We start from the raw sequence: 20,587 nt of genomic DNA, 5'->3' as shown, positions 1-20,587 counted from the left end.
CCGAGGACGACCGCCGTCGCCCGCTGGCCGCGGATCGTCTCCACGACCGAGTCGGAGGCGTCGACGCCGATCAGCATCATCACGAAGAGGAACAGCATGAGGATCGCGCCGGTGTAGACGATGATCTGCACCGCGAAGAGGAACGGCGCGTCGAGGACGGCGTAGAGGAACGCGAGACTGATCATCACGACGGCCAGCAGCAGGGCGGCGTGGACGGCCTTGCGGACGAACAGGATGCCGAGCGCGGCGGCCACCATGATCGGGGCGAGGATCCAGAACGTCATCGGGGTCCCCTCGAAGTTGTCGGGCGGAGGAGCGCAGCGGAGGAGGACGAGAACTTCGTGGGGTGGTTCATCGAGTGGTCCCCCTGTAGTAGTCACCCTCGTCGTCACCCAGTCGCATCGGGTGGGGCGGCTGCTCCATGCCGGGCAGCAGCGGGGCGAGGAGGTCGGACTTCTCGTAGATGAGGTCGGCGCGGTTGTTGTCGGCCAGCTCGTACTCGTTGGTCATCGTGAGCGCGCGGGTCGGGCACGCCTCGATGCACAGGCCGCAGAGGATGCAGCGCAGGTAGTTGATCTGGTAGACGCGGCCGTAGCGCTCGCCGGGGCTGAAGCGCTCGTCCTCGGTGTTGGAGGCACCCTCGACGTAGATCGCGTCCGCCGGGCACGCCCACGCGCACAGCTCGCAGCCGATGCACTTCTCGAGGCCGTCGGGCCAGCGGTTGAGCTGGTGGCGCCCGTGGAAGCGCGGCGCGGTCGGGAGCTTCTCGAAGGGGTACTGCTCGGTGACGACCTTCTTGAACATCGTCCGGAACGTGACGCCGAAGCCGGCGATCGGGTCCCAGAGACTCTCCTTGATGCCCTTCGAGGGAGTGGACTCACTCATGGCTCTCCTCCGCTGAAGCGGTGACGGTGGTGCGGCCGGTGGCGAACGTCATCGGCGCGGCAGCACCGCGGACGGCACCGCCTGCCGGCATCGGCGGGACGGGGAACCCGCCGGCGTACGCGTCGTGGGGCTCGTCGCGGACCTCGACGGCCTCGTCGTCACCCTTGCGCTCGCCGACGAACATCAGCGCGGCGGTCAGGACGAGCAGGACGGCGATCGCGGCCACGAGGTAGGTGCGGTTGATGTTGCCCTCGAGCGAGATGACGCGGATGGTGGCGACGGCCACGATCCAGGCCAGCGAGACCGGGATCAGGACCTTCCAGCCCAGCGCCATGAACTGGTCGTAGCGCATGCGGGGCAGCGAGCCGCGCAGCCAGACGAACAGGAAGATGAAGATGAAGATCTTCGAGAAGAACCACAGCAGGGGCCAGTAGCCGCTGTTGGCGCCGTCCCAGACGTTCTCGATGCCCCACGGAGCGGCCCAGCCGCCGAGGAACAGCGTGGTGGCGATGGCCGACACGGTCGCGAGGTTGATGTACTCGGCCAGGAAGAACAGGGCGAACTTCAGGCTGGAGTATTCAGTGTGGAAGCCGCCGACCAGCTCGCCCTCGGCCTCGGGGAGGTCGAAGGGTGCGCGGTTGGTCTCGCCGACCATCGAGATGACGTAGATGACGAAGGACGGCAGCAGGATCAGGCCGAACCACAGCCTGTCCTGCGCGGCGACGATCTCCGAGGTCGACATGGAGCCGGCGTAGAGGAAGACCGCCACCAGCGCGAGTCCCATCGCGACCTCGTAGGAGATCATCTGGGCGCTCGAGCGGAGGCCGCCGAGCAGGGAGTACGTCGAGCCGGAGGACCAGCCGCCGAGGACGATGCCGTAGATGCCGATGGAGGCGATCGCGAGCATGAAGAGCACGGCGACCGGCATGTCGGTCAGCTGCAGCGGGGTCCGGTGGCCGAAGAAGTTGACCTCGGGACCGAGCGGGATGACCGACCACGTCACGAAGGCCGGGACCGTCGCGATGACCGGGGCCAGCAGGAAGACGACCTTGTCGGCCGCCTTGGGGATGATGTCCTCCTTGAGCGCGAGCTTCACGCCGTCCGCCAGCGACTGCAGCAGGCCGAAGGGACCGTGCACGTTGGGGCCGACGCGGTGCTGCATGCGGGCCACGACGCGGCGCTCGAACCAGATGTTGAACAGCGTCAGCAGCACCAGGATCAAGAAGATGAAGACCGCCTTGAGGGCGATCACCCACCACGGGTCCTGGCCGAACTGGGCCAGGTCCGGATCGGGCAGGTCCGCTGCCAGCGGCAGGATGCTCATCATTGCGAGGCTCCCTTCACGGTGACCGCGCTGCCCGGGGAGGCGAGCTCGGCGAGGACGCCGCGACCGACCGACCGGGCCGGAACCCAGACCACGTCGTCGGGCAGGTCGGCGACCACCACGGGCAGCGTGATGCTGCCGCGGTCACCGGAGATCGTGGCGAGCTGCTCGTGGCCGACCTCGACCATCCCGAACACCGACTCGTACGCCGCCCGGCTGAGGCGGGCGACGGGCGTGCGCGCGGTCGCGCGCAGGTGCACCTCGCCGTCCTGCATGGAGCCGAGGTCGATGAGCTGCTTCCAGGTGGCCAGGGTGAACGCGGTCGCGCCCTTCCTGGCGGCCTTGGGCGGCTTCGGCGGCTTGCCGACGTCGAGCGCGGGGCGCGCGCCGTCCCACGGGCCGAGGGCCTGCATCTCGGCGCGGACCTCGGGGACGGTGCGGAAGCCCAGCGGAGCCCCCTGGCCCAGCGCGGCGAGCTCGTCGGCGATGCCGGACAGGATGCGCAGGTCGGGCAGCGAGGCGGGGTTGGTGAAGACGGCCGGGAACTCGCGGGTGCGGCCGTCCCAGGTCACGAAGGTGCCGGCCTTGTCGGCCACCGGGGCGACCGGCAGCACGACGTCGGCCGCACGGGTGACGTCGGTCTCGCGCAGCTCGAGGCTGACCACGAAGCCGGCCGCGTCCAGTGCAGCGCGGAAGGCCGCGGGGTCACCGGTGTCGTCGGGGTCGACGCCCCCGACCACGAGACCGCCGAGGTCGCCCTTGGCGAGCGCGGCGACGATGGCGTTGCCGTCGCGGCCGACCTTGGCGGGAAGGGTGTCGACCCCCCACGCGGCAGCCACGTCGACGCGCGCCGCGGCCTCGGCGACCGGACGACCGCCCGGCAGCAGGTTGGGCAGGGCGCCGGTCTCGACCGCACCGCGGTCTCCGGCACGACGGGGCACCCAGGCGAGCCGGGCGCCGGTGGTGCGAGCGAGCTCGAGGGCGGCCTCGAGGGCGCCGTGCGTCTGGGCCAGCCGCTCACCGACGAGGATGACCGCGTCCTTGCTGACGCCGTGCTCGGCGTCCTTGAGCGAGCCGATCGCCTCGACCTCTGCGCCGGGGGCGGTCGCGACGAGGCGGCCCTTCATCTTGTGGAGCCCTCGCGAGGCGTAGGGCGCCACGGACACGACCTGCGTACGACCGCGCTTGGCGGCCTTGCGCAGGCGCAGGAAGATCGTCGCGGCCTCGTCCTCCGGCTCCAGGCCGAGGAGCACGACGACCGGCGCGGCCTCGAGGTCGGCGTACGTCACCCCGGACGACAGCGCGACGTGCGAGGCCAGGAAGCTGGCCTCCTCCGCGCTGTGGGGGCGGGCCCGGAAGTCGATGTCGTTGGTGTCGAGGGCGACCCGTGCGAACTTGGCGTAGGCGTAGGCATCCTCGGCGGTGAGGCGACCACCGGTGAGCACGGCGCCGGCACCGGCGTCGTGCAGGCCGCGGGCGGCGACCGCGAAGGCCTCGGGCCAGGAGGCAGGCCGCAGCTCGCCCCTTCCGCCGTCCGGCAGGGTCTCGCGGACCATCGGGTAGGTGATCCGGTCCTCGACCTGGGCGTAGCGGAACGCGAAGCGGTCCTTGTCGCTGATCCACTCCTCGTTGACCTCGGCGTCGTTGCCGGCGAGGCGGCGCATCACCTTGCCGCGACGGTGGTCGACGCGGATCGCCGCACCGCAGGCGTCGTGCTCGGCCACACTGGGCGTCGAGACGAGGTCGAACGGGCGGGAGCGGAAGCGGTAGTCGGCCGAGGTCAGCGCGCCCACCGGGCAGATCTGGATCGCGTTGCCGGAGAAGTAGCTGTCGTAGGGCTCGCGCTCGTAGATCGCGACCTGCTGGAGCGCGCCGCGCTCGGCGAGGGCGATGAACGGGTCACCCGCGATCTGCTCGGAGAAGCGGGTGCAGCGGGCGCACAGCACGCAGCGCTCGCGGTCGAGGAGGACCTGCGCGGAGATGTTGATCGGCTTGGGGAAGGTGCGCTTGACGCCACCCGAGGCGGCGAAGCGGCTCTCGCCGCGGCCGTTGCTCATCGCCTGGTTCTGCAGGGGGCACTCGCCGCCCTTGTCGCAGACCGGGCAGTCGAGCGGGTGGTTGATCAGGAGGAACTCCATGACGCCCTGCTGCGCCTTGTCGGCCACCTCGCTGGTCGCCTGGGTGTTGACGACCATGCCCTCGGCGACCGGCAGCGTGCAGGAGGCCTGCGGCTTGGGGAAGCCGCGGCCGTTGCCGGCGTCGGGAATGTCGACCAGGCACTGGCGGCACGCGCCGACCGGCTCGAGGAGCGGGTGGTCGCAGAAGCGCGGGATCTGCACGCCCACCTGCTCGGCGGCGCGGATGACCAGGGTGTCCTTGGGGACGCTGACCTGGACGCCGTCGATGGTCAGGGTGACCGTGTCGACCTGCGTCTTCTCAGGGGTGGTGGTCATGCGGGGTCCTCGCAGAGTTGTGTGAGGGAGGAGCGAAGCGGAGGAGTCGCAGGACTCTGTGGGGTGCTCATGCTTCGGCTCCCACGGGTGCGAAGACGGTGGAGGCGGCGGGGTCGAACGGGCAACCGCCGTGGGTGAGGTGCGCGAGGTACTCGTCGCGGAAGTGCTGGATCGAGCTGGAGATCGGGCTGGTCGCACCGTCGCCGAGCGCGCAGAACGAGCGGCCGAGGATGTTGTCGCACTGGTCGAGCAGCAGGTCGAGGTCCTCCTCGGTGCCCTGCCCCTTCTCCAGGCGGGCGAGCGTCTGGGTCAGCCACCACGTGCCCTCGCGGCACGGGGTGCACTTGCCGCAGGACTCGTGCTTGTAGAACTCGGTCCACCGCAGCACCGCGCGGACCACGCACGTGGTCTCGTCGAAGAGCTGCAGGGCACGGGTGCCGAGCATGGAGCCCGCCGCGCCGACCGACTCGAAGTCGAGGGGCACGTCGAGGTGCTCGGGCGTCAGCAGCGGGGTGCTGGAGCCGCCGGGGGTCCAGAACTTCAGCTCGTGGCCCTCACGCATGCCGCCGGCCAGGTCGATGAGCTCGCGCAGGGTGATCCCCAGCGGGGCTTCGTACTGGCCGGGGTTGGTGATGTGGCCCGAGAGGCTGAAGATGCCGTGGCCCTGGGACTTCTCGGTGCCCATCGAGGCGAACCACGCGGCGCCGTGGGTCAGGATCGCCGGGACCGAGGCGATCGACTCGACGTTGTTGATCACGGTCGGGCTGGCGTAGAGGCCGGCGACGGCGGGGAACGGCGGGCGCAGGCGGGGTTGGCCGCGCCGGCCCTCGAGTCCCTCGAGCAGCGCCGTCTCCTCGCCGCAGATGTAGGCGCCGGCACCGGCGTGGACGATCAGGTCGAGGTCGTAGCCCGAGCCGTGGATGTTCTTGCCGAGGTGGCCCGCGAGGTAGGCCTCCTGCACCGCGCGCTGCAGGCGGCGTACGACGTGGAGCACCTCGCCGCGGACGTAGATGAACGCGGTGTTGGCGCGGATCGCGTAGGAGCTGACGATGACGCCCTCGACCAGCGTGTGCGGGGTCGCCATCATCAGCGGGATGTCCTTGCAGGTGCCCGGCTCCGACTCGTCGGCGTTGACGACGAGGTACTTGGGCCTCGGGTTGTCCTGCGGGATGAAGCCCCACTTCATGCCCGTGGGGAAGCCGGCGCCACCGCGGCCACGGAGTCCGGACTCCTTGACGGCGTTGATCACGTCGTCGGGGGACATCGCGAAGGCCTTGTCGAGGGCGGCGTAGCCACCGCGCTCCTCGTAGGCGGCCATGGTCCAGGCGCGCTCGGTGTCCCAGTTGTCCGTGAGGACCGGGGTCAGCGTGTCAGCCATGGTTCTCCTCCGGGGCGGTCCAGCCGTTCTCGCGGGCGATCTTCAGGCCGGCGAGCGAGGCGGGACCGGCGGTCGGACCCTCGTCGGCGCGGTCGTCGGGGAAGCCGGCGAGCACGCGCTCGGCCTCGCGCCAGGTGCACAGCTGCGGACCCCGCGTCGAGTGGACCGGGTTGCCCGCACGCAGGTCGTCGATCGCCTGGACGGCCGACTCGGGGGTCTGGTTGTCCATGAACTCCCAGTTGACCATCATCACCGGGGCGTAGTCGCAGGCCGCGTTGCACTCGATGTGCTCGAGCGTGATCTTGCCGTCGGCACTGGTCTCGTCGTTGCCGACGTCGAGGTGCTCCTTGAGCCGCTCGAAGATCAGGTCGCCGCCCATCACCGCGCACAGGGTGTTGGTGCAGACGCCGACGTGGTAGTCGCCGACGGGCTTGCGCTTGTACATCGTGTAGAAGGTCGCGACGCCGTTGACCTCGGCGGCGCTGATGCCGAGGACCTCGGCGCACGCCTCGATGGCCTCGGGGGTGACCCGGCCCTCGACCGACTGCACCAGGTGCAGCATCGGGAGCAGTCCGGAGCGCGCCTCCGGGTAGCGGGCCGCGATCTCGCGCAGCTCGTCCCAGGTCTTCTCGTCGAGCTGACTCATCGGTCGACTCCTCCCATGACGGGGTCGATGGAGGCGATGGCGACGATCACGTCGGCGACCATGCCGCCCTCGCTCATCACGCTCGTCGCCTGCAGGTTGGTGAAGGACGGGTCGCGGAAGTGCGCGCGGAAGGGACGCGTACCGCCGTCGGAGACGACGTGGGCGCCCAGCTCGCCGCGGGGGGACTCGATCGGCACGTAGGCCTGGCCCGCCGGGACCCGGAAGCCCTCGGTGACCAGCTTGAAGTGGTGGATCAGCGCCTCCATCGACTCACCCATGATGTGGCGGATGTGGTCGAGGCTGTTGCCCAGGCCGTCGCTGCCGATGGCGAGCTGGCTGGGCCACGCAATCTTCTTGTCGCCGACCATCACGGGGGCGCCCTCGAGGCCGGCGAGACGGTCGACCGCCTGCTCGACGATCTTGAGCGACTCCCACATCTCGTTGAGCCGGATGCGGAACCGGCCGTAGGAGTCGCAGGTGTCCCAGGTCTGGACCTCGAAGTCGTAGTCCTCATAGCCGCTGTAGGGCTGGGTCTTGCGCAGGTCCCAGGCGTAGCCGGTCGAGCGGAGCACCGGGCCGGTGAGGCCGAGCGCCAGGCAGCCGGCCAGGTCGAGATGGCCGACGCCCTCGAGGCGACCCTTGAAGATCGGGTTGGCGTTGCAGAGCGCGGCGTACTCGGGCAGGCGCTTCTTCATCAGCACGATGAAGTCGCGGATCTCGTCGAGCGCACCGGGCGGCAGGTCCTGGGCCACACCGCCGGGGCGGATGAACGCGTGGTTCATCCGCAGGCCGGTGATCAGCTCGAACAGGTCGAGCACCAGCTCGCGCTCACGGAAGCCGATCGTCATGACGGTCAGCGCGCCGATCTCCATGCCGCCGGTGGCGATGCAGACCAGGTGCGAGGAGATGCGGTTGAGCTCCATCAGCAGGACCCGCATCACCTCCGCCTTCTCCGGGATCTCGTCCTCGATGTCGAGCAGGCGCTCGACGCCCAGGACGTAGGCCATCTCGTTGTAGAACGGGGAGAGGTAGTCCATCCGGGTGCAGAAGGTCGTCCCCTGGACCCAGGAGCGGTACTCCATGTTCTTCTCGATGCCCGTGTGGAGGTAGCCGATGCCGCACCGGGCCTCGGTGACCGTCTCGCCCTCGAGCTCGAGGATCAGGCGGAGCACGCCGTGGGTCGACGGGTGCTGCGGACCCATGTTGACCACGACCCGCTCCTCGGCGGACTCGCCGATGCTCTGCGTGATCGAGTCCCAGTCCTGGCCGGTCACGGTGAAGACGCGGCCCTGGCTGGTCTCACCGGGTGCCGAGTAGAAGTCCTGCTCTGTGGTCATGCCACATCACTCCAGAGGGGCGGGGTCCCCGCGGCGTTGTTCGCCGGGGGGGCGAAGCGGAGGAGAAGAAGAACGTCGTGGGGTGCCATCAGTTGTAGCTCCTGCGCTGGTCGGGCGGCGGGATGCTGCCGCCCTTGTACTCCACGGGGATCCCGCCGAGCGGGTAGTCCTTGCGCTGCGGGTGCCCCGGCCAGTCGTCGGGCATGAGGACCCGGGTCAGAGCGGGATGACCGTCGAAGATCAGCCCGAACATGTCGTACGTCTCGCGCTCGTGCCAGTCGAGGGTGGGATAGATGCTCACCAGGCTGGGGATGTGCGGGTCGTCGTCCGGGGCGGTCACCTCGAGCCGGATGCGCCGGTTGTGGGTCATCGAGGTGAGGTGGTAGACGGCGTGCAGCTCGCGCCCCGCGTCGTCGGGGTAGTGGACGCCGCTGACGCCCGAGCAGAACTCGAAGCGCAGCGCCTCGTCGTCGCGCAGCATCTGCCCCACGAAGGCCAGGTCCTCGCGGCGCACGTGAAAGGTGATCTCGCCGCGGTGGACCACGACGCTCTCGATCGCGGAGGTGAGGTCGGTGGCCTCGAGCCGCGCCTCGAGGGCGTCGGACACCTCGTCGAACCAGCCGCCGTAGGGCTTCGCCGAGGGCGCCGGGAACATTTTGGCGCTGACGAGCCCGCCGTAGCCGGACGTGTCACCGGTGCCGGAGATGCCGAACATGCCGCGGCGCTCACCGACCGCGTGGACCTCGCCCGTGGGGGCCGGGAGGTTCTCCGGCGACTGCTCGGGGGCGGGCTGCTCGACGCCGCTGCCGGTGCCGGTCCTGTCCTTGGCCGCCTCGAGGTTGCGCTCCTCGGCGGGCCGGGCGGACTCGTTCTTGTCGGTCTTGTCGTCGGTCTTGTCGTCGCTCACCGCAGCAGGCCCTTCATCTCCGAGGTGGGCAGCGCGCGCAGCGCGGCGGTCTCGAGCTCGGCGATCTCCTCACGACGGTTGGCCCCGAGCTTGGTGGCCTGGACCTGGTCGTGGAGCTTGAGGATCGCGTCGATCAGCATCTCCGGGCGCGGCGGGCAGCCGGGGAGGTACATGTCGACGGGGACGATGTGGTCGACGCCCTGGACGACGGCGTAGTTGTTGAACATGCCGCCCGACGAGGCGCAGACGCCCATCGCGAGGACCCACTTGGGCTCGGGCATCTGGTCGTAGATCTGGCGCAGGACGGGGGCCATCTTCTGGCTCACGCGGCCGGCGACGATCATCAGGTCGGCCTGGCGCGGGCTGGCCCGGAAGACCTCCATGCCGAAGCGCGCGAGGTCGTACTTGGGGCCGCCGGTGGTCATCATCTCGATGGCGCAGCAGGCCAGGCCGAAGGTCGCGGGCCAGAACGACGCCTTGCGCATGTAGCCAGCAACGCCCTCGACGGTGGTCAGCAGGACGCCGCTGGGCAGCTTCTCTTCAAGTCCCATGGGTGACTCCTCAGTCCCAGTCGAGGCCGCCGCGGCGCCAGACATAGGCGTACGCGACGAAGACAGTGGCGATGAACAGGACCATCTCGACCAGCCCGAAGACGCGCATCGCGTCGAAGTGCACGGCCCACGGGTAGAGGAAGATGATCTCGATGTCGAAGACGATGAAGAGCATCGCGGTGATGAAGTACTTCACCGGGATGCGTCCGCCGCCGATGGGCTGCGGAGTCGGCTCGATGCCGCACTCGTAGGAGTCGAGCTTGGCCCGGTTGTAGCGCTTGGGGCCGATGAGCGCGCTCATGGCCACGGAGAAGACCGCGAAGCCCGTCGCGATCAGTGCCAGAGCGAGGACCGGCGTGTAGAGCTCCATCGCTTCCCTTCCGGAGGACCGGCGCCCGGTTGGAGTGAAGACATGTGACCTTGTGAACGGCTTCACGAGTGGCGCGAGCCACAGTCTAGGACTGCAATGCGGCGTGCGTCACGTCGGGGTCTGCACGGGGATTTGCCGTGCTGACCTGCGCATTAAGGCAACGGGAGCGTGCGCTAATTCTGCTGCGGAGCTCGGCGCGTACGGCGTCGTCCACCACGACCCGGTCGCACCGGGGGACGGCCGCCGGACCGGGGTATGGACGAGTCAGGCAGTGGCCCGGTGGAGCGCGACGATGCCTCCGGTCAGGTTGCGCCACTCGGGCCGCTGCCAGCCCGCCTCGGCCATCATCTGGGCGAGACCCGGCTGGTCGGGCCAGGCGCGGATCGACTCGGCGAGGTAGACGTAGGCGTCCGCGGCACTCGCCGTGACGGAGGCGATCCGGGGCAGCGCCCGCATGAAGCCGTCGAGGTAGACCGTGCGCAGGGCGCCGTTGGTCGGCCGGCTGAACTCGCACACCACGAGTCGGCCACCGGGACGGGTGACGCGGAGCATCTCCTTCAGGCCGGCCACGGGGTCGACGAAGTTGCGCAGGCCGTAGCTGATGGTGACCGCGTCGAAGGTGTCGTCGAGGAACGGCAGCCGGGTGCCGTCGCCGGCCACGAACGGCAGGCCCGGTCGGTCCTTCTTGCCCTGGCGCAGCATGCCGACGGAGAAGTCGCACGGCACGGCGGTGGCGCCGTGGGCGGTGAAGGGCTCGCTCGAGCAGCCGGTGCCGGCGGCGAGGTCGAGGACCAGGTCCCCCCGGCGCGGACCGACGGCCTCGACCATCGAGCGGCGCCAGCTGCGCTGGATCCCAGCCGTCATCAGGTCGTTGGTGAGGTCGTAGCGCTTGGCCACGGTGTCGAACATGCGACGTACGTCGGAAGGTTGCTTGTCCAGGTCAGCGCGGGCCACGCGCCGAGCGTAGGCGTCCGAGGCCGGGCGGGTGCAACGCGGGGGTGTCCCACCGCGTCCCTACACTTGCCGGGCCGACCGGCATCCCGGGGAGGATCCACATGCCACGACGTGTCCCACGTTCCGCGTCACCGCGCACGATCGCGCTCCTGCTGGCCCTGCTGTGCGCGACGACGGCCCTCGCGGCGGTGACGGCGTCGACCACGCCGGCGTCCGCGGCAGCGTCATCGCAGGCCGGGTTCGCCCCGATGCGCCCGGGTGACACCGGGTGGCGGGTGCGCGTGCTGCAGAGCCGGCTCCACCAGCTCGACCTGCACTCCGAGGTCGTGACCAACCGCTTCGACGAGGAGACTCGCGCCGGCGTGGCCACCCTCCAGCGGCGCCGCGGGTGGACCGCCGACGGCGTGGTCGACGAGCGCACCTGGCTCACGCTCGTGTCGCTCACCACCGAGCCCACGTCCGACGCGCTGCACAACGTCTACCAGCCCGGTCGCCCCCTGCTCCAGCGCGGCGACACCGGCATGTGGGTGCGCCAGGTCCAGGCCCGGCTCGAGCAGGTGCGCTGGTACGACGCCCCGGTGACCGGCCGCTACGGCCGCTCGACGGTGGAGGCGGTGCGCGGCTTCCAGGACGCACGCAGGATCCCGGTCACCGGTCAGGTCGACCGCCGCACGCTCACGCGGCTCAAGGACATGACCCGTGAGCCCACGAAGGCGGAGCTCTTCAACATCGTCCCCGCCGGGCCACCGCTCGACCCGCGCTGCGCCACCGGCCGGGCGATGTGCGTGGACAAGTCGTCACGGTCGCTGCGCTGGATGGTCGACGGCGTCGTGCGCCGCACCGTCGAGGTGCGCTTCGGGTCCGACGAGCTGCCGACCCGCGAGGGTGCCTTCTCCGTCTACCGCAAGTCCCGTGACCACGTGTCCAACCTCTACGGCACCTCGATGCCGTTCGCGATGTTCTTCTCGGGCGGTCAGGCGGTGCACTACTCCCCCGACTTCGCCGCCAACGGCTACAGCGGCGCGTCCCACGGCTGCGTCAACGTGCGCGACCGCGGCGCGGTGGAGTGGCTCTTCGACGAGGTGCGGATCGGCGACAAGGTGATCGTCTACCGCTCCTGAGACCCGTCGGGGATCCAGCGCGTGACCCGCACGTGGGGGACGTTCTCGCGGGACGAGGCGCCCGCCAGCTCAGCTTCCGGAGGCGCCCGACAGCGAGAAGGCGGAGTCCAGCTCCGTTCCGCCGCGACCGCGTCGGGGCAGGGACGCGTCGGCGTCCAGAGTGGTGGGCGGCGGGGACGGGACGTCCACGACCGAGTGCTCCCGCGCCAGGTCGAGCCGGATCGCGGGGTGGTGCGCGATGCGACCGAGCTTGAAGCCCAGCACGGTGGCCAGGCCACTGATGGTGCGGTTGACGCGGGCGTCGAGGACCAGCACGCGCAGCCGGTCACCCCACCACGGAGCGAGGGCGGTGACGTCGGCGGCCAGCTTCCGGGTGCGGCCGCGGAGCCGTGCCTCGGCGACCTGCGCCGACGTGGCCTCGAGGACCTCCTGCGGAGTCTCGTGCCACGGGACACCGTCGATGGTCGCCGCGACGAGCAGCTCCTCCAGCACCTTGGCGGTGACGTGGTCGAGCAGGAGGTGCGTCGGGGAGACGTGCGCGAGGGCCGCCTCCAGCTGGGCGGGGGTCTCCACCCAGGCCAGCGTGCAGCCGGCCGTCAGGTGGGCGTCACGCACGACCGTGGTGAACCGGTCGGTCGCCTCCCCCGTCAGCAGCACGACGTCGTCGGCCGTGAGGTCCTCGAGCGTGCCGGACGACTCGGGGCGGAAGAGCCAGGCGAGCGCCTTCTCCCGCGGCAGGCCGAGCACCGCGCTGGACGGCGTACGTCCGCGGACCGAGTCGACCCACGAGAGCACGTCGGGCTGGCGCTTGCGGCGCTCGAGACCCATGCCGCGCAACCGCTCCCACGACCGGTCGTCGCACTCGAACAGCTGGGCCTGGGTCAGGCCGGCCCACCGCAGCAGGCCGAGCCGGCTCTCGTCGTCGACGATCACCAGGCGCACCTGGATCTCGTCGAGCAGGCGGCCGACCTCACGCGGGTCCATGTGCTCGGGCAGCAGCAGCGGGACCGCGCCGGCGACCCGGGTGGCGAGCTCGAGCTCGAGCTGGCGGATGCCGGTGGGGACACGGATCACCACGACCTGTCCGGGGTTGACGCCGGCCTCGATCATGCCGGCGGCGCCGTCGATGACGCGACGGTAGAGCTCGTTCCAGGTGAGCGAGGCCCAGTCCTGCCCGCGCTGCTCCACGACGGCGGGGTCGAGCGCGCGGTCGCGGGCGTGGCGCTCCAACCGCTTCAGCGGCGATTGCTGAACAGGCACTTGCGGCCCCCTCCGGACGTGGTGTACCGCCGCAACCTAGGGGAGCCGGACCCCTCCTGTTCGCCGTTTGCCAGATCTCCCCTCAGGGCGTTGCGCACCCCGGCGTAGGCTCCTCCGTCGTGACGACCCCCGCGTCCGCCGTCGGCCCCGGACTCTCAGCGCCTCTCGTCGTGCGCACCGTCCCGGTGGACCTGGCAGATCTCCCGCTGCTCGACCTGCTCCCCGAGCAGGACCCGGTCAGCTGGATCCGCCGCGGTGAGGGCATCGTGGGGTGGGGTGTCGCCGCGCGCCTCGAGACGTCCGGCATCACCCGTTTCAGCGATGCCGTGAAGTGGTGGTCGGAGACCGTCGCCCGTGCCGACGTCGACGACCGGGTCGGCGAGCCCGGGACCGGCCTGGTGTGCTTCGGCGCGTTCGCCTTCGCCGACGAGCCGGGCGACTCGGTGCTCGTGGTGCCGCAGGTCGTCGTCGGCCGCCGCGGCGACCGCACGTGGCTGACGACCGTCTCGGTCGCCGCACCGACGCTGACCGCCACGGAGCCGCCTCGACCGCCGGTGGGGCTGACCTTCTCCGACGGGTCCCGCAACGGCGAGGAGTGGATGACCGTCGTCGCCGAGGCGGTGGGCCGGATCACCGACGGCGACCTCGAGAAGGTCGTCCTGGCGCGCGACCTGATCGCCACCACCGACGAGCCGCTGGACGTGCGGTGGCCGTTGAGCCGCCTGGCCGACCAGTACGAGATGTGCTGGACGTTCCACGTCGACGGCCTCTTCGGCGCGACCCCCGAGATGCTGGTGCGGCGCGAGCGCGGCCTGGTCACCTCGCGGGTGTTGGCCGGCACCATCCGACGTACGGGTGACGACGAGCGCGACCTGGCGCTTGCCGCGACCCTGGCGCGCTCGTCGAAGGACCTCGAGGAGCACGAGTACGCCGTGCGGTCCGTCGCCGACGCGCTCGAGCCCCACTGCTCGTCCATGAACGTCCCCGAGGCGCCGTTCGTGCTGCACCTGCCCAACGTCATGCACCTGGCCACCGACGTGAACGGCGTCGTCCACGACGTGGCGACGTCGCTCCAGCTGGCCGAGTCGCTGCATCCCTCGGCGGCGGTGGGCGGCACACCGACGCCCGCCGCGACCCGCCTCATCGCCGAGATCGAGGGCATGCCGCGCGACCGCTACGCCGGCCCGGTCGGCTGGATGGATGCCTCCGGCGACGGCGAGTGGGGCATCGCGCTGCGCTCGGCGATGATCACCGAGGGCGGCGTCCGGCTCTTCGCCGGCTGCGGCATCGTCGCGAGCTCCGACCCGGAGGCCGAGCTGGCCGAGTCGCAGGCGAAGTTCGTCCCGGTGCGCGACGCGCTCGAGGCCTGACCCGCAGGTCGCGGCCTAGAGGTCCCGGCCGGTCTCGCGACGCTCGAAGGCCTGGCCCTCGGGCAGCAGCCGTGCCATGTGCCCCGACACCATGTCGAGCCCGATGTCGCTGTAGACGCGGTCGTGGATCGCCAGCGACGTCGGCGCCGCCACCTCGCGCACGAAGTCGACGGCCTCGCCGACCTTCAGCCACGGCGCGCTGACCGGCGCGAAGAGGACGTCGACGGCGCGTCCGGGCGCGGTGAGGGCGTCGCCGGGGTGGTAGACAGTGGTGCCGCCCGACTCGACGACGTAGCCGGAGTTGTCGAAGCGGTCGTAGTCCGGGTGGATCACCGCGTGCTTCTCCCCCACCACCTCCACGGCGGCACCGGCGATGTCGAGGCGGTCGCCCGGTCGTACGACGGTGACGCGCTCGGCGACGTCCGGCGCCTGCTCGCGCAGCAGACGCTCCACCGCGGCGATCGTCCAGATCGGCGCGTCACTGCCGCGCAGGAGCTCGGGATGGACGTGGTCGGCGTGCTCGTGGGTGATCAGGACGGCGTCGGCACCGTCCAGTGCATCCGCCTCGGTGAACACGCCGGGGTCGAGCACGACGACTCCCCCGTCGGTCTGGATCCGCACGCACGCATGGCCGAACTTGGTGATCCGCATGGCGTCCAGAGTAGGCCTGTCGAATCGTCGAACCTTCGGGGTGCGCGGTTAGGGTGGGCTCGCCTCCGACGGGTGGAGTGCCCTGGGGGAAAGCAAACCGCACCCGAGACGAAGAGAGATCACATGTCTGCACGCCGCGTGCTCGCAGGAAGCGTCGCCGCGCTGCTCCTGCCCGCGTCCCTGCTCCTGAACGCCCAGGCCGGCTCGGCCTCCGACTCCGCGGCGCCCGCCGCGTCGACGTCGGTGACCAAGAAGGCCGGTCAGAAGATCTCGCTGGAGGTGCTTCCCCAGATCGTCCAGCAGGGTCGGGGTGCCGCCAGCGCGAACTCGGCCAAGGCAGCGGTGACCGCCACCATCAAGCCGGTCAAGGTCGGCCGCCCTGTCGTCCTCGAGCAGCTCAACGGCAGCTCCTGGAAGAAGGTCGCCAAGGCCACGCAGGACAAGGCCGGGCGCGCGCAGTTCGCCGCCCTCGTCTCCAAGGGCGGCCTGCCGCTCACCTACCGGGTGACGGCCGCGAAGTTCAAGGGCCTCGCGTCGTTCACCAGCGCGAGCGCCGACACGGCGAAGTGGCTGACCCCGACCTTCTCCGACGAGTTCTCCGGCTCCACGCTGAGCCCGATGTGGGGCATGCGCGGCCAGGACTACGAGCCGACCAGCAAGCGCAAGTGCTCCAAGGGCGACCCGAAGGCCGTGAAGGTCGGCGGCGGTGCCCTGCGCCTGAGCGTGATCAAGGACAAGGCCCACACGGGCAAGTGCATGGCGGTCTCGCGCAAGGCGAAGAAGAAGATCTCCTACCGCCTCAACGGCCACGTCGGCACGCAGGACATGTTCGACTTCAAGTACGGCGTCGCCGCCGCGCGCATCAAGATGCAGAAGATGCAGGGCCAGCACGCCAGCTTCTGGATGCAGCCCGTCGGCGAGAACCAGCCCGGCAGCGACGGCCACGAGATCGACATCATCGAGTACTTCGGTGACAAGCACCCGCAGGGCGGCCTCACCAGCTTCATCCACTGGTACAAGGGCCAGCGCCTGATCAAGACGGGCTCGTGGATCAAGAACTCGACGTCGTTCCTCAAGGACAAGCGCGACGGCTGGTCGAAGAACTACCACGTGTTCTCCGTGCAGTGGACGCCCAACGTCATCATCTTCCGCATCGACGGCAAGGAGACCTGGCGCACGTCGGCCCGCGTCTCCAAGGCCCAGCAGTACCTCATCCTGAGCCTGCTCGCCTCCGACTACGAGGCGCTGGAGCTGCCCGACAAGAAGCTCCCGCAGCACATGTACGTCGACTGGGTGCGCGTCTGGGAGACCCCGGCCTCCTGACCGGCTCCCGCACCACCTGAACCACGGTCCGCGCGTTGGTCCTCTCCCTGGAACGTCAGGGGAGGACCAGCGCGCGGATCTTTTCGTCCAGCTCGCGCCGGTTGTCGCGCCGTACGCGCGCCTCGACGACCTCGATGCCGCCGTTGGGCGAGGAGAGCGCCTGCTCGAGCTCGGGCAGGCTGCTGACCCGCAGGTGCGGGACGCGGGCGGCCGCGCACAGGCTGGCGAGGTCGACGCCGTGCGGCGTGCCGAAGAGCGTGTCGAAGCGGTCGGCGTAGGCCGCGTCCCCCTGCTCGAGGGTCGCGAAGATCGAGCCGCCGTCGTCGTTGACCACCACGATCGTCAGGTCCGGGCGCTCCTCGCGGGGCCCCAGGAAGAGCCCGGTCGTGTCGTGCAGGAAGGTCACGTCGCCCACCAGCGCCATCGCGCGCGACGACTGCGGACGGCCGAGTGCCGCGCCGATCGCCGTGCTGGTGGTGCCGTCGATGCCGGCGAGTCCGCGGTTGGCGATCACCTTGCGGCGCCCGCCGACCTCGTAGGGGGCGACCATCAGGTCGAGGTCGCGGACCGGGTTCGAGGCGCCGACGACCAGCAGGCCGCGCCGGGGCAGCGCCCGGCTCACCGCGCCCGCCACCTCGTACGGCGTGAGGTCGGGCTCGGCGGCGAGCAGCCGGTCGAGGTCGCGGGAGACCTTCGCGTCGGCATCGCGCCAGGCGTCGAGCCAGGCAGCGTCGTCCGGCCGGTCGACGCCGACAGCCTCGTGCTCGCCGACGACGGCGAACGGACGGTCGGCCCAGGTGCCGCGGGCTCGCACCGAGACCACCTCGACGTCCTCGCGGGCGAGCAGCCGGGCGACCGGGCGGGACAGCGTGGGGTGCCCGAAGACGACCACGCGCTCGATCCGATGGGCGAGGTCGCTGCCGAGCAGGAGCCGGTAGGTGCGGATGACGGTGTCTCCGGTGCGGCACCCGCTGCTCGGCTCGGCCAGCAGCGGCCACCCCGCGCTCTCGGCGAGCTGGCGTGCCGGTGGTCCGGCGTCGTCGCCGGCGACCACCACGGTGCGAGGTCCGAGGTCGAGGCCGTGGATCGGCGGGAGGGTCAGCATCGCGTTCGCCGCCCACGCCGGCACCTCTCCCCCGTCCCACGCGTCCTCGGGCAGCAGCGGGTCGTCGAGCTGGACGTTGAGGTGCACGGGCCGTCGGTGGTCGTGCCGGCGGACGAAGGTGAGCAGCTCCTCGAGGTCCGCGCTCGCGACGTCGAGCGTCGGCGCGAAGTCGCCGAAGATCCCGACCTGGTCGGTGGTCTGGTTGGCACCGGTGCCGCGCAGCCGGGCCGGGCGGTCGGCGGTGACGACCACGAGGGGTACGCCGGCGTGGGCCGCCTCGACCACGGCCGGGAGCAGGTTGGCGACCGCAGTCCCGGAGGTGCAGGCCACGGCGGTCGCGCGTCCGCTGACCTTGGCGAGACCGAGCGCGAGGAAGGCGCCGGTCCGCTCATCGATGCGGGTGTGCAGGCGCAGTCCCGGCCCCGGGCCACCGGCCCGCGCGGCGTCGTACAGCGCGAAGGACAGCGGGGCGTTGCGCGACCCGGGTGCCAGCACGACCTCGCGCACGGCAGCTCCGCGCAACGCGGTCACCACCGACCTGGCGAGCTCGGTGGAAGGGTTCACAGGGCCCGATCCTGCCCTACCGACGCGAGCCGGGCGCGCCAGTGGTCCACCCGGTCGGCGTCGGGCGTCAGCCGCGCCAGGGCGGCCTCGTCGACGTCGGGACGCGCGACGGCCAGCATGCCGCCGACGGGGAGCATCGGCTCGGCGACGACGTCGTCGGTCAGCATCTGCACCGTGGCCAGGCCGCACGCGTGGTGCAGCTCGGGCAGAGCGGCCGCGAGGGCGACCCCGGCGGCGATGCCGACGCTCGACTCGATCGCGCTGGAGACCACGACCGGGAGCCCGATGTCCTCGGCGATCCGCAGGCAGGCGCGCACCCCGCCGAGGGGCTGGACCTTGAGCACGGCGATGTCGGCGGCCTCGAGGTCGCGGACGCGGTAGGGGTCCTCGGCGCGGCGGATGGACTCGTCCGCCGCGATCGGGACGTCGACCCGGCGGCGTACGACGGCGAGGTCCTCGACGGTCTCGACCGGCTGCTCGACGTACTCCAGACCTCCGGCCGCGCGGTCGAGCGCGGCGATGGCACGCACGGCCTCGTCGACGTCCCACGCACCGTTGGCGTCCACCCTGATCAGGCCGTCGGGGCCGAGGGCGTCGCGGACCGCCTCGACCCGGGCGATGTCGTCGGCGAGGGACTGTCCGCGCTCGGCCACCTTGACCTTGGCGGTGCGGCAGCCGCCCGCGGCGACGATCGCGTGCGCCCTCCCGGGGTCGGTCGCCGGGACGGTCACGTTGACCGGGACGTGGTCGCGCAACGGCTCGGGCCAGCCCTCGTCGGCGGCCTCGCGGGCGCAGGCCAGCCACGGGCGCGAGGTGGCGTCGTCGTACTCGAGGAACGGCGACCACTCGCCCCACCCGGCGTCGCCGCGGAGCAGGACCCCTTCGCGCACCGTGATGCCGCGGAACCGCGTGCGCAGCCCGATGGCGAAGACCCGTAGGGCGGGGGGAGGTGTCACAGGCCGGCCTGGATGGACTGTCGGTCCACCTTGCCGTTGGGGAGGAGGGGGAGGCTGCCGGCCCGGACGAAGGAGCGCGGGGCCCACGACCGGGGGTGGACCATGCTGATCCAGTCGCGCAGCTCGGCGTCGGAGGCGGTCCCCACGATCACGGCGACCAGCCGCTGGCCCCACTCCGCGTCGGGCAGGCCGAACACCTCGGCCTCGTCGACCATCAGGTGCTGGCGGAGTCGCTCCGCCACCGCGGGGAGGGGGATCTTCACCCCGCCGCTGATCACCACGTCGTCGGTGCGTCCGACGATCTGGAGGCGGCCGTCCTCGTCGAGGCGGCCGGCGTCGGAGGTCAGGAACCAGCCGTCGACCAGCGTCTCGGACGTGAGCTCGGGGTCGGCGTCGTAGTGGCTGAAGAGGGTCGGCCCGGCGATCCGGACGCGCCCCTCCGCGCCGATGGTGACCCCGACGCCGTCGAGCGGCAGGCCGTCGTACACGCAGCCACCGGCCGTCTCCGACGAGCCGTAGGTCGCGACCACGTGGACGCCGTGGTCCTCCGCGCGCCGGCGCAGGTCGCCGTCCAGCCCGCCGCCGCCGACGAGGACGGTGTGGCATCGCGCGAGCGCGGCGAGCTGCTCGGCGTCGCCCATGATCCGGTGCAGCTGGGTCGGCACCAGGGACACGAAGACCGGGGTGTCGGTGCGGTCGGAGGCCGCCGCGCGCCCCACGTCGAGGCCGTCCACGACGACCGGCTCGTGGCCGGCCACGAGGGACCGGACGATGACCTGCACGCCGGCGACGTACGACGACGGCAGCGCCAGCAGCCAGCGACCCGACTCCCCCAGCCGACGGGCCGAGGCATCCACGCTGGCGAGCACGGCGCGACGCGGGATCACGACGCCCTTGGGCCGGCCCGTGGACCCGGAGGTCTCGATCAGCAGCGGGTCTGGGGTGTCGGTCTCGAGCCACCGCGACAGCTGCCTGATCGCGACCGAGGGCTCGTCCGAGGGCCGGAGGAAACTCACACGCCGAACGCTAGCCGCTCTGCCACCATGGATGTGATGGATCGGGCCCAGACAACGTCGACGTCGTGGTGGCAGCGCCAGCTGCCCCCCAGTCCGCTGGCCCGGTCGCTGTCGATCCAGTCGATCCTCTTCGCGATCGGCGAGGGCACCTTCATCACCGGCTCGGCGGTCTTCTTCACCCAGATCGTCGGGCTGTCCCCCGCCCAGGTCGGCATCGGCCTCACCGTCGCGGGGATCGTGTCGTTCTTCTTCGCCGTGCCGGCGGGCAAGCTCGCGGACCGGGTGGGCACCAAGCGGATCATCACGAGGAAGGCCGCGAAGCCGTGGACGAAGGGCGACACGAGGTAGAGCAGGGCGCTCAACATCGGCTTCACCCGTCGGTGCGCTGATCGGCGGGATCGCCCTCCACCGAGAGC

20 protein-coding genes are annotated in these 20,587 nt (G+C 71.2%); 4 read left to right on the top strand and 16 right to left on the bottom strand.

The window, feature by feature from the left end:
- The 11 genes from JWN97_RS08495 to JWN97_RS08445 form a co-directional block, all read right to left on the bottom strand.
- Nucleotides 1–284 (bottom strand): NADH-quinone oxidoreductase subunit J (locus JWN97_RS08495; protein ID WP_297621293.1); only part of this gene is annotated, 284 nt, incomplete at its 3' end.
- Nucleotides 285–351: 67 nt separating this feature from the next.
- Complete coding sequence (gene nuoI / locus JWN97_RS08490; RefSeq protein ID WP_297621291.1) at nt 352–885, bottom strand: NADH-quinone oxidoreductase subunit NuoI; 534 nt, start codon at nt 883–885, stop codon at nt 352–354.
- Nucleotides 878–2,209 (bottom strand): NADH-quinone oxidoreductase subunit NuoH, encoded by a 1,332-nt coding sequence (gene nuoH, locus JWN97_RS08485; RefSeq protein WP_297621289.1) that lies wholly within the window; start codon nt 2,207–2,209, stop codon nt 878–880. The genes nuoI and nuoH overlap by 8 nt, the downstream gene beginning before the upstream one ends.
- Entirely contained in the window at nt 2,209–4,662 is a 2,454-nt protein-coding gene (locus JWN97_RS08480) for an NADH-quinone oxidoreductase subunit G (RefSeq protein WP_297621287.1), read from the bottom strand. Before JWN97_RS08480 ends, nuoH begins: the two co-directional genes overlap by 1 nt.
- Before the next feature lie 67 nt (nt 4,663–4,729).
- Nucleotides 4,730–6,040 carry an NADH-quinone oxidoreductase subunit NuoF gene (nuoF, locus tag JWN97_RS08475; RefSeq protein ID WP_297621286.1) on the bottom strand — a complete coding sequence of 437 codons (1,311 nt, stop codon included), beginning with the start codon at nt 6,038–6,040 and terminating at the stop codon, nt 4,730–4,732.
- A complete protein-coding gene (gene nuoE, locus JWN97_RS08470; protein ID WP_297621285.1) occupies nt 6,033–6,686 on the bottom strand; it encodes an NADH-quinone oxidoreductase subunit NuoE in 654 nt (217 codons plus the stop codon). The genes nuoF and nuoE overlap by 8 nt, the downstream gene beginning before the upstream one ends.
- The gene (locus JWN97_RS08465) at nt 6,683–8,023 is read right to left on the bottom strand and encodes an NADH-quinone oxidoreductase subunit D (RefSeq protein ID WP_297621283.1); all 1,341 of its coding nucleotides are present in this window, start codon (nt 8,021–8,023) and stop codon (nt 6,683–6,685) included. The genes nuoE and JWN97_RS08465 overlap by 4 nt, the downstream gene beginning before the upstream one ends.
- 88 nt (nt 8,024–8,111) lie before the next feature.
- Nucleotides 8,112–8,930 (bottom strand): NADH-quinone oxidoreductase subunit C, encoded by an 819-nt coding sequence (locus JWN97_RS08460; RefSeq protein WP_297621281.1) that lies wholly within the window; start codon nt 8,928–8,930, stop codon nt 8,112–8,114.
- Nucleotides 8,927–9,481 carry an NADH-quinone oxidoreductase subunit B gene (locus tag JWN97_RS08455; RefSeq protein ID WP_297621279.1) on the bottom strand — a complete coding sequence of 185 codons (555 nt, stop codon included), beginning with the start codon at nt 9,479–9,481 and terminating at the stop codon, nt 8,927–8,929. The genes JWN97_RS08460 and JWN97_RS08455 overlap by 4 nt, the downstream gene beginning before the upstream one ends.
- A 10-nt stretch (nt 9,482–9,491) precedes the next feature.
- Nucleotides 9,492–9,851 (bottom strand): NADH-quinone oxidoreductase subunit A, encoded by a 360-nt coding sequence (locus JWN97_RS08450; protein ID WP_297621277.1) that lies wholly within the window; start codon nt 9,849–9,851, stop codon nt 9,492–9,494.
- Between the two features lie 264 nt (nt 9,852–10,115).
- Nucleotides 10,116–10,805 (bottom strand): demethylmenaquinone methyltransferase, encoded by a 690-nt coding sequence (locus JWN97_RS08445; RefSeq protein ID WP_297621275.1) that lies wholly within the window; start codon nt 10,803–10,805, stop codon nt 10,116–10,118.
- A 101-nt stretch (nt 10,806–10,906) separates the two neighbouring features.
- Here JWN97_RS08445 and JWN97_RS08440 point away from each other — a divergent pair, with 101 nt between their 5' ends.
- Nucleotides 10,907–11,926 (top strand): L,D-transpeptidase family protein, encoded by a 1,020-nt coding sequence (locus JWN97_RS08440; protein ID WP_297621273.1) that lies wholly within the window; start codon nt 10,907–10,909, stop codon nt 11,924–11,926.
- Nucleotides 11,927–11,995: 69 nt separating this feature from the next.
- On the opposite strand, the gene JWN97_RS08435 is transcribed toward JWN97_RS08440, so the two are convergent.
- Nucleotides 11,996–13,186 (bottom strand): AMP-binding protein, encoded by a 1,191-nt coding sequence (locus JWN97_RS08435; RefSeq protein ID WP_297621272.1) that lies wholly within the window; start codon nt 13,184–13,186, stop codon nt 11,996–11,998.
- A 119-nt stretch (nt 13,187–13,305) separates the two neighbouring features.
- Here JWN97_RS08435 and JWN97_RS08430 point away from each other — a divergent pair, with 119 nt between their 5' ends.
- On the top strand, nt 13,306–14,556 hold the full coding sequence (locus JWN97_RS08430) for an isochorismate synthase (protein WP_297621270.1): 1,251 nt from the start codon (nt 13,306–13,308) through the stop codon (nt 14,554–14,556).
- Between the two features lie 15 nt (nt 14,557–14,571).
- Here the strand turns inward: JWN97_RS08430 and JWN97_RS08425 are convergent, their stop codons facing one another.
- A complete protein-coding gene (locus JWN97_RS08425; protein ID WP_297621268.1) occupies nt 14,572–15,207 on the bottom strand; it encodes an MBL fold metallo-hydrolase in 636 nt (211 codons plus the stop codon).
- Between the two features lie 123 nt (nt 15,208–15,330).
- On the opposite strand from JWN97_RS08425, the gene JWN97_RS08420 reads away from it, so the two are divergent.
- Entirely contained in the window at nt 15,331–16,530 is a 1,200-nt protein-coding gene (locus JWN97_RS08420) for a glycoside hydrolase family 16 protein (RefSeq protein ID WP_297621266.1), read from the top strand.
- 55 nt (nt 16,531–16,585) lie between these two features.
- On the opposite strand, the gene menD is transcribed toward JWN97_RS08420, so the two are convergent.
- The 3 genes from menD to JWN97_RS08405 are packed head-to-tail and all read right to left on the bottom strand — an operon-like array spanning nt 16,586 to nt 20,171.
- Nucleotides 16,586–18,199 (bottom strand): 2-succinyl-5-enolpyruvyl-6-hydroxy-3-cyclohexene-1-carboxylic-acid synthase, encoded by a 1,614-nt coding sequence (menD, locus tag JWN97_RS08415; RefSeq protein WP_297621264.1) that lies wholly within the window; start codon nt 18,197–18,199, stop codon nt 16,586–16,588.
- Nucleotides 18,196–19,155: an o-succinylbenzoate synthase gene (locus tag JWN97_RS08410; RefSeq protein WP_297621262.1), complete on the bottom strand. Its 960-nt coding sequence runs from the start codon at nt 19,153–19,155 to the stop codon at nt 18,196–18,198. Before JWN97_RS08410 ends, menD begins: the two co-directional genes overlap by 4 nt.
- The gene (locus tag JWN97_RS08405) at nt 19,152–20,171 is read right to left on the bottom strand and encodes an AMP-binding protein (RefSeq protein WP_297621260.1); all 1,020 of its coding nucleotides are present in this window, start codon (nt 20,169–20,171) and stop codon (nt 19,152–19,154) included. The genes JWN97_RS08410 and JWN97_RS08405 overlap by 4 nt, the downstream gene beginning before the upstream one ends.
- 36 nt (nt 20,172–20,207) lie before the next feature.
- On the opposite strand from JWN97_RS08405, the gene JWN97_RS08400 reads away from it, so the two are divergent.
- Entirely contained in the window at nt 20,208–20,519 is a 312-nt protein-coding gene (locus JWN97_RS08400; protein ID WP_297621258.1) for a hypothetical protein, read from the top strand.
- Nucleotides 20,520–20,587 lie beyond the last annotated feature (68 nt).

The organism is Nocardioides sp. (genome assembly GCF_025965415.1).
GTDB lineage: Bacteria > Actinomycetota > Actinomycetes > Propionibacteriales > Nocardioidaceae > Nocardioides.
The sequence above is the reverse complement of the archived record's forward strand: the minus strand, read 5'-3'. Positions and strand labels throughout refer to the sequence as shown.